Genomic DNA, 15,832 nt, shown 5'->3' with positions numbered 1-15,832 from the left:
CATAAAAAAGGCGTGCCATGCACGCCTTTTCTATCTTTGATATCGTACTTTAAAAATATCTCGTATTATTTAGCAAGCAGTTGCGCTGCTCTGGGTGCAAAGTAGGTTAAAATACCGTCTGCGCCAGCTCGCTTAAACGCAAGTAACGACTCAAGCACCACAGCCTCTTCGTTTAACCAGCCGTTAGCAAATGCAGCTTGATGCATAGCGTACTCGCCGCTAACCTGATAAGCGAAGGTCGGTACTTTAAACTCATCTTTGCACCGGCGAACTACGTCAAGATACGGCATGCCTGGTTTTACCATTACCATGTCTGCACCTTCCTCAATGTCTAGCGCAATTTCGTGCAGCGCTTCATCAGTATTGGCAGGGTCCATTTGATATGTTTTTTTATTGCCGCCTTTTATGTTGGCCGCAGAGCCGACGGCGTCTCTAAACGGGCCATAATACGCTGATGCATATTTAGCCGAGTAAGCCATAATACAGGTATTAAGATGCCCCGCCTCTTCAAGTGCTTTTCGTATACTTCCAATACGACCGTCCATCATATCTGACGGTGCCACAATATCAGCTCCAGCTTCAGCGTGTGATAGCGCCTGTTTGATTAACACATCAACGGTTTCATCATTCATCACATAGCCACTTTCGTCCAAAAGCCCGTCTTGACCATGGGATGTAAACGGATCCAAGGCGATATCTGACATTAGCATAACATCTGGAAATGCCTTTTTGAGCGCCCTCATTGCTTGTTGCGCCAGCCCTTCAGGATTAAATGCTTCACTGGCGCATTCTGTTTTAAGCGTCATTGGCGTTACAGGAAATAGCGCAAGTGTTTTTATTCCCAGCTTTATCCAGTTAGCCGCTTCTTCAACAAGAAGATCAATAGACAGTCGCTCGACGCCTGGCATTGAAGGTACCGCCTCTCGATTTTGACTTCCTGGTAATACAAATACAGGGTAAATAAGGTCGTCTGTGGTTAAGCGATGCTCTGCAACCAGCCCACGCAATGCATCTTTTGCACGAAGTCTACGCATTCTGCGGTGGGGAAAAGAAGAAGATGTCATAGTTTTTCCTGTAATGTTTTATATTCTACTCGATTGCGCCCTGCTGATTTCGCCTCATATAAAAGCTCATCGGCAAACTTAAACAAGCGCTGTGCATGGTCTTCATCCACGATAACAGTGGTCGACAGGCCCGCACTTGCCGTTAATTGAATGCTCTCATTCCCGTACACAAGAGGCGAAGATTCAAGGCCCCGTCGCATACTTTCAGCCACGTGTAGCGCGCCCTCTATACCGGTATTAGGCAGTATAACCGCAAATTCTTCACCCCCAATGCGACACAAGTCATCTGTTGGACGATGGATGTGATTTTGAAACACTCGTGTAACGTGCTTGAGACACTCATCGCCACCGTCATGCCCATATCTATCGTTTATACTTTTGAAGTGATCGACGTCAATAATAATAAGGGAAAGTGGGGTTTGCTCACGACGGCTTCGCCGCCCTTCCGAACGTAGTCGTTTATCAAAATGCCTGCGATTATGTGCCCCCGTTAGTGGGTCAATAGCATTAAGCCTTTCAAGCTCATTATTAGCTTCAGACAGTTCACGTAGCGTGACCTCTAATTCTAACGTGCGCTCTTCAACCTTATATTCGAGATCCTCTTGATGGCGTTTTTGCGCTTCAATCAGGTTTTCTTTGGCGCTATTGGCGTGCTTTTCCTGTTCAAGAGCAAATTGCTGCGCATCGACCAAGTCATCGCGGCTGTGGCTATAGTTAATAGCAAGTATAAGTGCCAAGATCAGTGTTTCTACTGCACCACCGATAATCAGCAAGTTGTTAGACGATATAGGGAGCTGAATGAGGTTCACATTGTCGAGGCTTGCACTTAAGCCGCTCACTAATAAAAAACCCCACGCAATCGTAAAATAACGTGCCACAACTACGCCTTTCAACGCTAACCAAATGCCTAACCACATGATAAATATGACAGTAAAGCTAAGTAATAGTAAGAAGGCTTTTATCATTAAAGAATAAGGAAGAAAGAAGCTGGTTACTATACTTATGCCATAAACCCAGCTCAGTGCTTTTACTATCTTATCAACTTTGCCACTGTAAACGCTTATCGGCAAAAGACTTCGAGTAAACAGCATGGCAAACATAATAGTGGCGTTTGAGAACAATAAAATAGCTTTCGATTGAAACAGGGCACTGCCTGACCACAAATATGCAAACCCATAACCGTGAAGCGTAGCCAGTATTAGCGCTAAGTTAACGATGTAGCCCGAGTAGAACAAAAAGGATACGTTGCTTGTTGTTACCGTAAGAAAGGCGTTACTAACACCCATTGCAACCAAAATTCCAAAGAAAATACCCAGTGCAAGATTTCTACTTGAAGTAAATGAAATGAACTCAGCTTCTTCCCATATCCTAATGGGCAAACGAATAGTGCCTGAAGTTTGAACCCGAATAATAACCCGCTGCGATTGCGCACTCTCGGGAAGCGGAAACAGTGGCTTAACGTGTAAAACAGGTCGGTTATCAAACGGTTCAGCATCCCCGCTAGCATAAGTCACCACCGGCGAGCTACCCAACTGACCAAACACGGCAACATCGAGATGATCTATCAACGGATAATCGATGTGCAGCAAGTAGCGACTTCCCGTACTTTGTGTCGGTGACACTATCATGGAAAACCAGTGCACTTTTGTATCCATTCCCAAATTAATGGGCGACGAGACCGACTGCCACTCATCTAATGATTTCTGGGTTACAGTTCTGAAATTTAACGCCTCACCTTCCGTCTCTTTGAGGTAACTTAGTTGCGAGTACTTTGAATTAGTATTTGTTATTGGGGAAAGGCTTAGTAGAACAGAAATAAAGCCAACAGCAGCAACGATTGTTACAAATATGAGACCCGCATCATATTTGCGCATGGCTTTAAGATTTGTTTGCATATGAACCTAGGGTTAACTGAGAGAAAACAACTCACAAGTATTAGCATAACTGCTAATACGTAACTTTTCAGTGTCTACCTGCAGATATTCTGCTAATTGTTGACCTATATGGGGTAGAAACGCTGGCTCATTGTTGCGTTTTCTTGGTCGTAAAGTTTTTGGAAAAAGGTATGGTGCGTCAGTTTCTAAAACAAGACGGTTCAAAGGTATATGCTTTACCGCGCCCCGCAGTTCTTCACCGCGCTTTTCATCACATACCCAGCCGGTAACGCCAATATAAAGGCCCAAAGCTAAGTATTGCTTTAATTGTTCAGTGCTGCCGGTGAAGCAGTGTGCGATACCGCCTTTTATATTCGGCATGTACCGATTTAAAAGTGACAACTGCTCACTGAACGCGTCCCTTTCGTGCAAATACACAGGTAAATTGACATCGGCGGCTATTTTTAATTGCTCTTCGAAGACATCACGCTGTACGGACTGGGGTGAAAAGTTTCGATTAAAATCCAGTCCACACTCACCTATAGCAACGCACCCTTCTTGCTGCGCTAATTCGCGTAAAAGAGGGTAGTCTTTCTCGGACACGTCTTTAGCGTTATGAGGGTGCACGCCAATGGTATAACAGCACTCATTCGGATATTGGTTGTAAAGCGCAATAGCGCTCTCCCACTCTTTTGGATGGGTAGTTATAATGCACAGCTTATCGACACCAGCATCCTTAGCACGCTGAATAACCTCGTCAGCGTCAAATCGCCTGTCTAGCAAATTGACGCCACCATCAAACCAAGACATTTACTTAACGCGCTTCACTTTCATACGTTTATTTAGGTCTTCTACACTTAGGAAGAAAGCACCTAATAGACCGCGTTCAATAGAAACCACCTGACCTTCCTCAAGCTTCATGTAGGTATCATCAGTCTGCTGCCATTGAGAACCATCACTGAAAGTAATGACGTACTTATCGCGGAGGTTTTTCTTAAATGAATCGATGGTTACCGCGATCTCAGACGCTTCTTTTGTTAAATCGCGTTTATGCTCTAAACCAAATTCACTTTTCGGTTTAGCTGGCGCGCTAGGCATTTGCGCCGATGGCACCGAGGGAGAACTCACGTCATTGCCATTCGCCCCTTTATACGCTTGAAGCTGATTAATTTGCGCATCAACACCGTCGTACTGGTTCAATGATTTAGCCACTTTGTCATAACACATCAAACGCTTTAAGCTGTTATCTGTATTCCGGCATTTCTCCATAGCATCGCCAATCGATTCGGCCGATACGTTAAACGCGCTAAAAGCACATAGCAAAGTGGCAACAGAAAGCAGTCGAGTTTTCATTTTTATTCCTTTCTTTTTATAACTTTTATGTGTTGTCAGTGGTTTCAGAAGGCGTCTCATCGCTGGGTTTCTTACCTGCATAGAACCCACCTACAATAACGCCAACCTCAAACAGTAACCACATTGGAATGGCTAGCAGCGTTTGAGAGATAATATCTGGTGGAGTAAGCAACATGCCAACCACAAAAGCCCCTACCACTACATACGGACGTTTAGCACGCAGTGATTTAGCGTCGGTGACCCCAGTCCAACACATTAAAATAATAGCGATTGGTATCTCGAATGAGACCCCAAATGCGAAAAACAGTTTCAATACGAAGTTTAAATAGCTGGAGATGTCTGTACTTACTGTAACTCCTTCGGGCGCGACACTGGTAAAAAATGCAAACGCGATGGGGAATACTACGAAATACGCAAAAGCCATACCTGCGTAGAAAAGTAGTGTACTTGAAAGTAGTAACGGCGCTACTAGGCGTTTCTCGTTTCGATATAGACCGGGTGCTACAAACCCCCACACCTGATAGAGAACGTAGGGTATGGCAATGAAAAATGACAAAACCAACGTAAGTTTGAAAGGTGCGAAGAAAGGAGACGCAACGTCGGTTGCAATCATACTCGAATTTTCGGGCAGCGCCTCAAGCAGCGGCATAGCTAAAATCTGATACAGATCTTGCGCAAAAGCAGCTAGACAAAGAAACACAATGAGTACACTCAAAAGCGCTTTGAGAATACGACTGCGCAGTTCAATTAAATGAGAAATTAGGTTGTTAGCGTCAGACATCTATTGCTTTTTGTAAGGTTCTTGAACCGACTCTGCAGCTTTTTTAAGCTCATCGACACTTTGTTCAAGTTCAGGTGAAAGATCTTTAAGCCCTTGTTGCTCGGCTTTTTTCAAGTTTTCATGCAGTTCATGCACGCGCAGCTGATGCTCAACTTCTTGCTTAAAGCCTGTTGCAACATTTCGTACACTACGAATTGTATTGATAGTAGAGCGCATGGCACCCGGCAGTCTCTCTGGCCCCAAAATAAGAAGGGCCAACACGCCAACAACCAATAGCTCCCAAAAGCCAATATCAAACATTAGGATTTTTCTTTAACGTCGCTCTTTGTCTGCGTTGTAACAGGCTCTGAGGCTGACTTTTCTTCAACTTGCTTCTTTTGCTCAAAGTCCGCGTCTTTCTCTTCTTCGCTGACCGCTTTTTTGAAACCTTTGATTGCGCCGCCTAGATCAGTACCAATGCCTTTTAGTCGCTTTGTACCAAACAAAAGCACTACGATAACCAGTATGATCAGCAACTGCCAAATACTAATACCACCCATATAATTTATCTCCCTAACAACGATTGATACAGTATGCCACTGCACGCCAATGCTTTCACCTGAATATTTACGCCGATGAATAAAGATTGACGTTTTGTCTATGACAATTCATGCTCTGTGTATACTGAACACGAATAGTAAAACATTCAACTATTCTCATTTTTACAAGGAGTTAGTGAGCAATGCTTTGTCTTACTGTGGTCTATTGCCATTTGATGCTTACTGCCCCTTTCACTAACGTTCCTACCGACAGTACGGTGAAATCCACTGCAAATGCGACCAGTGTGCAAGAAGCTTATAGCCATTTTGATGCGCCTCCTCAGAATGCAGCCTCTCAGAACCTTGATGAGGATAGCGTACTGCATGCTTCATCACTTGAACACGACGAAGCATGGTTTGACATCTGGCAGCGCAGTTTCACAGACACCATGGACTTCACCGTAAAGCAGCTTGATGGCTTGTTTGAAAATTCTGACGCACTTGGCGCTTCAGAGAGAAAGGAGGCTAGAGCCGAGGGTCGAGTTCAGTTAGCGTGGGAGCCAAGAAGTGGAATGCTGTCAGACACAGATTTACGCTTTCGCATTCGTGTGCGACTACCGGCATTAAAGGAACGCGTCGATTTACTGTTGAGCGATAACGAAGACGAGACACAAACCAATACCATCCGTGCAGCCCGAGAAACGGGGAATAATAATAGAGATAGAACGACAATCGCCCTTCGCTTTCGCCCCGACCAAGACTCTCACTACTCGTTTCGAATTGGCGCAGGCCGCCGCGATCAGCTCTACGGTATGGCCAGATACAGAGATGCTTTCGCTTTTTCTAAACAATGGGCCATGCTTTATGACGCAGAACTTTACTACTACACCCGCGACCGCCTAGGGGCTGAATTCGGCGCAGCATTCCAATACGAAATAAACAAAAAACACTTAGTGCGGCAAAACAATCGGTTTTACTTTCGCGATGAAACTGATGATTGGCTGTGGCGACACGAAGTCCATCATTTGTTTTCAGTAGATAAGCATAACGCAATTATTCCTCACATAATGGTAGAAGGGTTAAGTCAGCCTAATTATCGAGTAGAAGAAGTCTATGCTGGTTTCAGATGGAGAAATAACACGCTTCGCGAATGGCTATTTTTTGAAGTAGAACCTTTCGTATTGTGGCTACGCGAAGAAGATTTTAAAACCTCATATGGGGCAGCACTGAGGGTAGAGGCCTATTATGGGAACAGCAATTAAATTAGAGCGTTAGCCAGCTGCCCCTTGATTTTATAACCTTGTTATAGCGAAATTCTTTAATATCATGCAAATAAAAAAGGCTGTTTATGTGAAACAGCCTTTCTCATCATTCGTACTTGGTAAGGAAGCCCCTATGGACGAAGTGCCCTATCACCACGTGCAAGACCACATACACCAGTGCGCGACGACTCGATAATCTCCGCACATTGACCCATCGTTGTAGCAAATGCGTCTAGCTTATCTGTGGTGCCTGTAATTTCAATGGTGTAATTGTTTACGTTCACATCCACAATACGCGCACGGAAGATATCTGCATTGCGCTTAACTTCAGCACGTACTGATTCGGTGCGCGTTGCAACCTTAATAAGCATCAGCTCACGTTCAATGTGTGTACCTTCAGTTAGGTCCACCACTTTAAGCACGTCAATAAGCTTATTTACTTGCTTAGTAATCTGCTCGATAACTTTATCATCGCCGTGAGTGATGATCGTAAGACGCGAAAGACTCGCGTCGTCGGTTGGTGCTACACACAGTGAGTCGACGTTGTACCCACGTTGTGAAAATACACCAACGATTCGAGATAGTGCGCCAGGGGCGTTTTCCATTAATACTGAGATAATACGTTTCATCAGGTTCGCTCCGTCTTGCTCAAGCGCATGTCATCCATTGCGCCAAACTTAATTTGCATTGGATATACGTGTTCGTTTTGGTCTACTGCTATGTCCATAAACACTAAGCGATCTGTGTAGCTGAAACATTTCTCCATTGCTGCGTCTAGCTCATCGAGCTTGTCTACTTTAATGCCCACATGTCCGTAAGCTTCTGCCAACTTCACAAAGTCAGGCATTGAATCCATATATGAATGTGAATGGCGCCCTTTGTAAATCATATCCTGCCATTGTCTAACCATACCTAGAGCGCGGTTGTTCAATGAGATGATCTTGATGGGCAAGTTATACTGCAAACAGGTAGATAGCTCTTGTATATTCATTTGAATACTGCCATCACCTGTGACTACTACAGACGTTGAAGTCGGATGCGCGAACTGAACGCCCATTGCAGCCGGTAAACCAAAGCCCATGGTGCCTAAGCCACCTGAGTTAATCCACTGACGCGGCTTATCGTAAGGGTAATAAAGCGCAGCAAACATCTGGTGCTGACCCACGTCAGAGCTTACATAAGCTTTACCGTCTGTATGCTTATACAAGGCTTCGATAACGCGCTGAGGTTTAATTACCTCTTCACCTTGGTTGTAATTTAAGCACTGACGAGAACGCCAGGTCTCAATTTGCTGCCACCAGTCGGCCAGCTTTTCGCTTTGACCTGATAAATCTTTTTTATTTACCTGACTGAGAATCTGGTCAAGAACCTTATCAACCGAGCCTACCACTGGTATATGCGCGTTGACGGTTTTAGAGATTGAGGCAGGGTCGATATCAACGTGGATAATATCTGCATGAGGGCAGAATTTATCTACATTATTGGTAACACGATCATCAAAACGTGCACCTAATGCAATAATACAATCGGCATTATGCATGGTTTTGTTCGCTTCAAGCGTACCGTGCATACCTAGCATGCCGATAAACTGCTTATGTGTGCCAGGCATGGCGCCAAGGCCCATCAATGTGCAGGTAACAGGGGCGTTTAACTTCTCAGCTAACTCAATAACTTTTGCTGACGCATCGCAGGCTACTGCTCCACCGCCAACATAAAGTACAGGGCGCTCCGCTTTAAGTAACGACTCAACCGCCTTTTTAACCTGCTTAGGATGGCCTTTTTCGGTTGGGTTATAAGAGCGCATTGTCACGTCTGTTGGGAACACATACGGATGTTCTTCAGCCACATTCACAATATCTTTTGGCAAGTCGACTACCACTGGGCCAGGACGCCCTGTGTTAGCGATATAGTAAGCTTTAGCAATCGCTTCTGGAATATCCACCGCGCGCTTTACCAAAAAGCTGTGTTTAACGATAGGGCGTGAGCACCCTACCATATCAGTTTCTTGGAATGCGTCTTCACCAATGTGCTTTGAAGGCACCTGCCCCGATAGAATAACCATCGGAATAGAGTCCATGTATGCGGTTGCAATACCGGTGATGGTATTCGTTGCGCCTGGACCTGATGTGACGAGCACTGTGCCGGTTTTGCCAGTTGAACGTGCGTAACCATCCGCCATGTGGGCGGCTGCCTGTTCATGACGTACGAGGACGTGTTTGACATCATCTTGCGCAAATAACGCATCATAAATGTCTAGTACGGCACCACCTGGGTAACCGAACACGTGTGTCACTCCTACATCTTTTAGCGCTTCAACCACCATGGCTGCGCCCGACATCATTTTCACAGTGCTTTCTCCTGTAATGGGTTGGGGGGTTTGTCAGCGTACGTTGACGATGCCCCGACTATAACTAAGGTAATAGGAAGATAAAACACTAAATTCAGCAAAAGTGAGATATATATCCCAATAATCACAATAATTAGGATAAATATTTCGATGTTATGAATATTTTCACGAAAAGTAGGATATATATTTACACAAAATTAACACCAAAAGAAAAACTAGGCTTCTTATTTTTCTGTGTAGACGGTTGGAATGAATAAACACAACCACTTAATCATCAAGCTCGATATCAAGGTCGCTGTTATCGCTTATGTCATCGTCATCAACATCGTCGACAGCAGGCTTTTTAGAACCATATATACTCGTCGTCTTCGGTCTGTTAATACGCGATTGGTATTTTAACCACGCTTTTTCTTGTGGAGTGCCGGGCTCGCGATGTCCCAGTGCCGACTCCAAGTACGCTTGTTCTTCATCGTTCTCTGGCGTTATCTTTCCATCCACCAGTGCCGCAAACAAGCTTCCGTAGGTTTGAAGCAGTTTACTTTCATTTATGGAAAAGTCGCCAGAGCGGGCGAAACCATAAGGATAGTGTTTCTTATCTGCAAAGGGTTTTCTGGTAACTTGCTCTTTTGTGATCACAGACATCTTAACCTCTTTAATCGTGGAAACCCGAAATAAATGCTCAGGACATTGCCACAAAAATAGTTGAATGAAATAAACTACCGATTTAGCGCCTTAATCGTTTACACCGTTATTCTTAGTTGGGTTTCGTTTTCCTGTCAAACTCTAAACGTCCTGTCGTAAAAACTTAATAATTCCCTTTGAATCATTAAAAAAAAGGGCCGCAAATGCGGCCCTTGTGATACTTTAAAACCTATTAGCGCTTTTCACTTACCCAAACGGTAATCGAACCATCGACAACCACAGTACCTGACGCGTTGTATGCTTTTACTGCAATAGGTAGATCACCAGGTTTCCATGCATCAGCGGGCACTTCAGCAACGCAGCGAATATCAGAGTCTGCTTTTGCTGGGTACTTCACTTCCATACCTTTGGGGATCCACCTGAGGTTCTTGGGAATTGAGGCTTCGCACATGAAACCCATAGCCATCTCCAAACCATTACATATAGCAATAACGTGAACCGTGCCTATATGATTTTCTACCCCTTTGCGTTTTTTGATGAGTACTTCACAGTAATTTGGTTTGATATCAGTGATAACTGGCGAAACGGTAGCAAAATAAGGGGCTCTGCGAGCTGAATACCAGCTAAACAGCTTTTTACCAAAGGGCAGTTTTAGAAATTTGTTGTAGGTATTAAGTACGTAATTCTTTGACATAATTTTTAACGCCGTTTTTCTTAAGATTACTAATGCGAGAGCGCGATACGCTCACAACGGCTCTCTAGCAACCTGGTTAGACCAGTAATTATAGCGTTAACATAATCGTTACGTTAAAAGGTTGCAAACGCAATCTACGCTTTTCTATTGGATAATACCTAATGACTTCCGCAAGGCTTCGGTTTGCAACGAATAACGTTCCCAGCGACCTATTGAACGTGTATTTATTGGTTCCCTCACCTGAACTTTACTGGCTGTTGACACCGGAAGTTTGTTATTTTCTACCCGTAGACATTGTGCTTCCCATGGCAAGTTGCAAAATGCTAAAAGCTCTCTAATCTGTGTCTCAGGGTTTTGTGCAAGTTGTTCATAAGACTGCAGGCGAATAGCATCTGGATAGGTGTTGGCAAATTTTCGTACCCATTTTTCGAAGCTTAGATAAAGTTGCCCAATGACTTCGAGGTCGTAAGCATAGGCGTAATATGGGCTATGGATTGAGAACAACTGTCTAAAGTTGCCCACGCAAGTATCCATAGGATGACGTAGCAAACACACTATTTTTGCATTAGGCAAAGCTTTGCGAATAAGATCGATATAAAAAAAGTTAAACGGCAGTTTGTCGACCAAGTGCTTTGAATTTTTTCGAAGGAAAGCCGTTCGCTGAAGATAGAGCTCTCCAATCTTGCCTAAATCACTCTCATACGCTTGTTTAATTGTAGATTCATCGAGCACCAACTGACCGCTAGTTTGAGTTACCTGTTTAACAGCAACCCCAAAGTCCTGCAGTTCTCCTCCTGATGCAACACTGGAGTGATGACTTAAAATACGCTCTACCAATGTTGTACCGCTGCGCGGCATACCCACCACGAATATAGGGGCGTCACTTTTAGAAACACCATTTAAACAGGAGTCTAAGCTTACCTGTGACTTCAAGTTCTTATGAAGAACCCTAAATATTGACTGATAATCTTCCAGCGTATTTTCACTACGCGCCTGCTGGGGCTTTTTCGCATGACGAAGTGCCTCAAAAGCCCGCGTATACTCACCTAATGCTTCGTACTCTTTTGCTAGAGCATGCCCTATGTGAAGACGGGCTTCAGGATTTGCTTTTACCTTTTCAACTAACGGCTCAAGTCTAGCTAAATTATTGTTCTCGGGTGTAACACCGCCGAGATCAGACAGGGCAAAGTGAGCCTGATAAAAATTAGGCTCGTTTTCTATCGCTCTTTCAAAGTACTTTCGAGCTTGTTCAAACCTTCCGGCGAATTTACAGCTTACCGCGTAGTTGTAATTGTATTGTGGGTTCGCCGGCGCCAACGTTAACGCTTTTTCGAAGTATGCGGTGGCGTCATCATGTAGCCCTACCCTAGATAACGACACACCCACGGTATCCAAGTCGAGGGCCCGTGATAAACTTTCAACAGGCGCCTGTTTCACGCGCTCCAACGCTTGCTGCATATCCCCTTTGAGTGCAAAGCATTTTGCTAGGTATGCAAAGGTAATCGCACGCTTTTCTAATTCATTAGACTTCGATAACAAGGCTATTGCCTTTTCTATTTGTCCAATCTCAATATGAATAATACCAAGCAGAAAATAGGCGTGAGCATGCGGACCATAGCGTTGAATTACTTCAACACAGCAGCGGTGAGCTTGTTTGAAATCTCTCTGGGCTAGAAACCGTACAGCATCGTCTAAGCGAAGTTGCCTTGTATTCATTTTTATCTTTTTTCAAAACCGTTAAATACGAAAAAGGCGCTTACACGTTTAGCATAAGCGCCTTTGTTTACCTTCGTGATGCTGTAACTATACTACATGCCAAATTGATACTTAAACATCAAACCAATGGTACGCGGCGTTAACACGTAATGGCCATAGTTTCGCTGTAACTCTGTACCATTTGGATCTAGGGTATCGTTAAATTGGCCTAAACCAATATCACCTACGTTACGACGTGTTGAAGTAAACGCATACTTATCAAATAAGTTGTCAATATAAAGGGTTACCGACCAATCTTCATCTGAAATGGTGGCATTAAGATTACTTACCGCATAGCCAGGTAGTGCCTCGCCATCTTGACGAAGACCTACAGTGGTATACACATCGCTTTGTGCAGTAATACCATAGTTCACATTAAGCATTTTATCGTCGAATACTTCTTGGCTATAGGTAATACCGAAAGAGAACTGATGTTCTGCTGTTCCTGGTAAGCGGTCCCCATCTTTACCATCGTAAAAGTCTTGAAGCTCTGTACCTTGATCATCAAATACGCCGAATAGAAATGGTGCATCTGCTGTTAGCTCAGCTTGTGTGTAGGCATAGGTTGCATAAGTAGTGATATTGTCGCCAATTATGCCGCGAATCGAGAACTCAGCCCCTTTCGACTCCGCGCCTTCAGCGTTTACGATAATTGGCTGCTGCCCATTGATTGTAGCACCCGACACCTGTGGGTCCTGCCAGTCAACGTAGAATAGCGCCGTATTAAGCTGAAGTTTGTTTCTGAAGAAACTGGTTTTAACGCCTAGCTCATAGTTAGTGGTGGTGTCTGCCTCAAAGAGTTGTTCTTCAGGAGTAGCACACACAATTTGGTTGTTCAGTTCATCAACATTATCAGGGCAAGCACCAACGCCATTCGCGCCACCAATTCTGAAGCCTTCACTAATGGTCAAATAGCCCATTGTACTGGTGGTAAATTGGTAGCTGGTGTTGAACTTAAATAACGTGCCGCTATCGTCAGCCTCTGTCTCACCATAATCTAGGACGATAGAGTCAGACGCTCGGCCTTCGAATACTGAGTTATACAATGGCAGATCTACCGCCGAGCGAGAGTAAACTTCATATTCATATGCACGCAGACCAAGGGTAACATCCCAATCATCTGTGAGTTCGTAAGACAACTCACCAAATAGTGCTTTTTCGGTAACATCACTCTCATCTACAGAAAAGTACTCTAGAGCATCAGGACGATAGTTGCCATCGACACCCCATACGTCAATGGCATACACATCAAAATTAGGCGTAAACTCTTTACTGCTTCCTTCACTGTTTAAATCGTAGTAAAAACCGCCTACGATCCAAGATAAAGGACCACCGATCTGAGAAACTAAGCGCAGTTCTTGCGTGAATACTTCACGCTCTTCTACTTCTTCGGTGTAAGCTGAGAACGCAGGAAATTCTTCATAGCTGTAGTCTAAACGAATGAGAAGGTCGGTTTGGTCACGTTGACCGTTTGCATCAAAGTTAGATAAGCCCGTTGCAGACACCAGCTCAGCAAAACCAAGGTCCGCACTCACTTCAAGGCTCAATAATTCATCTTCTTTTTCACGAGGCTCTTCATAGCGATAAGCTGACTCGTATTTACCTATTATTTCACTTAAAGGATTTTCAGATGACAGCGCGTCGAAGTGGGTAATAGAGCGACCTTCCACGTCCTGCTTTTGATAAAAATAAGTCAGCGTGCTGTCAAACCAATCGTTGGGCGCCCAGCGCACTGCGATGCGACCTGTTAATGTATCTTCCCCATTGGCATCTTCAACGCGGCGTAGATTGTTATTTACCTCTTCTTCGTTGGACCAGTCTGGATCGGGCAGTGATACACCGCCTTCTCTTACTACGTAGTTGTAGTCAAGGAAGCCAGGGTTGTTGAAATAATTCAAATACGCGCGTACTGCTAATTCGCCATCAATAATTGGAGCATTGAATACGATACTGCTTTCACCGCCTAACGAGTCGCTTTCGCTGATGCTGAATACATCACCGGTTACTTCACCTGACAAAAACTCTAGGTCAACTTTCTTTGGAAGATACCGAATAGCGCCCCCCAAGGTCCCTGCTCCATAAAGAGTACCTTGGGGCCCAATGAGAACTTCGACGCGATCGACATCGACAAGACGCATATTTAGGAAAAGAGGAATATCACCAAAATAGGTAGCTACCGTGCCACCATTTGAGCCTGGGCCTGATGAGTTCGTGTTTAGACCGCGCACAATGATTGGAGAATCATTACGTCCACCTTGATCAGTAACCGTAAGACCAGGTACCCAACGCGCTACGCCGTCAAGATCTTCAATATTCTGCTGATCTAGTACGTCAGATGTAAGTGCAGAAATGTTGATGGGTACTTCTTGAAGCGTGCCGGACCTGCGGGTAGCCGTGACTTCTACTTTTTCGATTTGTTTTTCGTCTACTTCAACCGTTTGGGCGTATACGCTTTGGCTTGAACAAGCAGCCAATACTGCGCCTGCTACAGCAGAAATGTGGAAAGGAGCACTCTTACTATGCATGTTCTCTCTCTTAAATGAGCGTGCTAAAAGTCGCTGGCCCGTTCCATTGGATAAACAGAGTCCTTCTGATAGAGCGTTTTTAGCGTAAATTAGGTAAATATGCGTACCGGCTCATTCTGTTCTTGATAGCAATTTTATTGTTATTGATGCTATCCATTGAAAAGGGCCTGGAACCCAAGACTCAGCAGAATGTATGCCGGAATTTGCGTGTATTCTAATATAAAAAGTCGCAAAAGCCAGTTAATAGCAGGGTATTTATTCACTTTATGTGAAATTATTCCCACCCAATGTTGCATAGTGAGGCAAACGCACAGAGTAAAAACACATTGGAACAAATGTTTTTTCCATTTTACAACAGGTAGTTAAGGCTTCATATCAGCCATTCTTGTAAAAATGCACAATTTAAGTGCATTGAAAAACGAATTAATATCCAGAATCGGTAATAGAAATATTAAGAAAGGCTGCTTTGGAAGTTATCTGTTATTTATTCGCGGTCAATATAATGATTGAAGCGGTTGCTATCTCTGCACTTTACTGTTCCTTGTGCTGTCATAGAGTCGGGTAAGGGGGCAAAATCGAAATTCTCAATTGTTATATCCTTATTTTTACTAATAAAGCTGAATACTTTTCCTTTCACATTATTGCAGTCACCAACAATTTTAATACTATCTAAAAACACTTCGTCTTCAGTTTTGTAGTATTTAGGAAGCTTGGTATTTCTTATTATATTGATTTGGACGGCTTCAGCAGATGAATGTGATTAATGAGATATGAAAATATGTGGCGGGAAACAGATTTGATCTCGTTGCGAAACAATGGCCGACACTCGGTCGCGGGCCCATTGAGGGGTCGCATTAGTACAACTGCAAATGTTTGGATTTTCATGATATTAAAAAATGTGGAGCGGGAAACAGATTTGAACTCGTTGCGAAACAATGGCCGACACTCGGTCGCGGGCCCATCAAGGGGTCGCACCAATCCATCTATAAATGTTTAGATTTTCGTGATGTTTGAAAA

The 15,832-nt window shown here is 44.0% G+C and carries 14 protein-coding genes; 1 reads left to right on the top strand and 13 read right to left on the bottom strand.

What is annotated here, in order from left to right; all coding sequences use genetic code 11:
• Positions 1 to 65: 65 nt before the first annotated feature.
• The 7 genes from hemB to tatA are packed head-to-tail and all read right to left on the bottom strand — an operon-like array spanning position 66 to position 5,611.
• Complete coding sequence (gene hemB, locus GVO62_RS13715) at positions 66 to 1,064, bottom strand: porphobilinogen synthase (protein ID WP_159119711.1); 999 nt, start codon at positions 1,062 to 1,064, stop codon at positions 66 to 68.
• A complete protein-coding gene (locus tag GVO62_RS13710) occupies positions 1,061 to 2,959 on the bottom strand; it encodes a sensor domain-containing diguanylate cyclase (RefSeq protein ID WP_159119710.1) in 1,899 nt (632 codons plus the stop codon). Before GVO62_RS13710 ends, hemB begins: the two co-directional genes overlap by 4 nt.
• Positions 2,960 to 2,971: 12 nt before the next feature.
• Positions 2,972 to 3,748, bottom strand: a complete 777-nt coding sequence (locus tag GVO62_RS13705) for a TatD family hydrolase (protein ID WP_159119709.1) — start codon at positions 3,746 to 3,748, stop codon at positions 2,972 to 2,974.
• Positions 3,749 to 4,291 (bottom strand): hypothetical protein, encoded by a 543-nt coding sequence (locus tag GVO62_RS13700; protein WP_159119708.1) that lies wholly within the window; start codon positions 4,289 to 4,291, stop codon positions 3,749 to 3,751.
• A 25-nt stretch (positions 4,292 to 4,316) separates the two neighbouring features.
• Positions 4,317 to 5,072, bottom strand: a complete 756-nt coding sequence (tatC, locus tag GVO62_RS13695; RefSeq protein WP_105930492.1) for a twin-arginine translocase subunit TatC — start codon at positions 5,070 to 5,072, stop codon at positions 4,317 to 4,319.
• A complete protein-coding gene (gene tatB / locus GVO62_RS13690; protein ID WP_012517066.1) occupies positions 5,073 to 5,372 on the bottom strand; it encodes a Sec-independent protein translocase protein TatB in 300 nt (99 codons plus the stop codon).
• Positions 5,372 to 5,611, bottom strand: coding sequence for a Sec-independent protein translocase subunit TatA (gene tatA / locus GVO62_RS13685; protein WP_120963418.1), 240 nt, complete (start codon positions 5,609 to 5,611; stop codon positions 5,372 to 5,374). Before tatA ends, tatB begins: the two co-directional genes overlap by 1 nt.
• A 182-nt stretch (positions 5,612 to 5,793) precedes the next feature.
• Here tatA and GVO62_RS13680 point away from each other — a divergent pair, with 182 nt between their 5' ends.
• Entirely contained in the window at positions 5,794 to 6,852 is a 1,059-nt protein-coding gene (locus tag GVO62_RS13680) for a hypothetical protein (protein WP_159119707.1), read from the top strand.
• Between the two features lie 131 nt (positions 6,853 to 6,983).
• Here GVO62_RS13680 and ilvN read toward each other — a convergent pair whose 3' ends face one another.
• The 6 genes from ilvN to GVO62_RS13650 all read right to left on the bottom strand — a co-directional run bounded on the left by ilvN (position 6,984) and on the right by GVO62_RS13650 (position 14,815).
• Positions 6,984 to 7,481, bottom strand: coding sequence for an acetolactate synthase small subunit (gene ilvN, locus GVO62_RS13675; protein ID WP_105930498.1), 498 nt, complete (start codon positions 7,479 to 7,481; stop codon positions 6,984 to 6,986).
• Positions 7,481 to 9,199: an acetolactate synthase 3 large subunit gene (locus GVO62_RS13670; protein WP_159119706.1), complete on the bottom strand. Its 1,719-nt coding sequence runs from the start codon at positions 9,197 to 9,199 to the stop codon at positions 7,481 to 7,483. The genes ilvN and GVO62_RS13670 overlap by 1 nt, the downstream gene beginning before the upstream one ends.
• A 267-nt stretch (positions 9,200 to 9,466) precedes the next feature.
• On the bottom strand, positions 9,467 to 9,841 hold the full coding sequence (gene maoP, locus GVO62_RS13665) for a DUF413 domain-containing protein (protein WP_201282660.1): 375 nt from the start codon (positions 9,839 to 9,841) through the stop codon (positions 9,467 to 9,469).
• Between the two features lie 232 nt (positions 9,842 to 10,073).
• Positions 10,074 to 10,535: a hotdog fold domain-containing protein gene (locus GVO62_RS13660; protein ID WP_159119705.1), complete on the bottom strand. Its 462-nt coding sequence runs from the start codon at positions 10,533 to 10,535 to the stop codon at positions 10,074 to 10,076.
• Between the two features lie 144 nt (positions 10,536 to 10,679).
• Positions 10,680 to 12,251 carry a tetratricopeptide repeat-containing sulfotransferase family protein gene (locus GVO62_RS13655; protein WP_159119704.1) on the bottom strand — a complete coding sequence of 524 codons (1,572 nt, stop codon included), beginning with the start codon at positions 12,249 to 12,251 and terminating at the stop codon, positions 10,680 to 10,682.
• 92 nt (positions 12,252 to 12,343) lie between these two features.
• The gene (locus GVO62_RS13650) at positions 12,344 to 14,815 is read right to left on the bottom strand and encodes a TonB-dependent receptor (RefSeq protein ID WP_159119703.1); all 2,472 of its coding nucleotides are present in this window, start codon (positions 14,813 to 14,815) and stop codon (positions 12,344 to 12,346) included.
• Between the last annotated feature and the right edge of the window lie 1,017 nt (positions 14,816 to 15,832).

The sequence above is a fragment of the Alteromonas sp. KUL150 genome (genome assembly GCF_009811475.1).
Classification (GTDB): Bacteria; Pseudomonadota; Gammaproteobacteria; order Enterobacterales; family Alteromonadaceae; genus Alteromonas; species Alteromonas gracilis.
The sequence above is the reverse complement of the archived record's forward strand: the minus strand, read 5'-3'. Positions and strand labels throughout refer to the sequence as shown.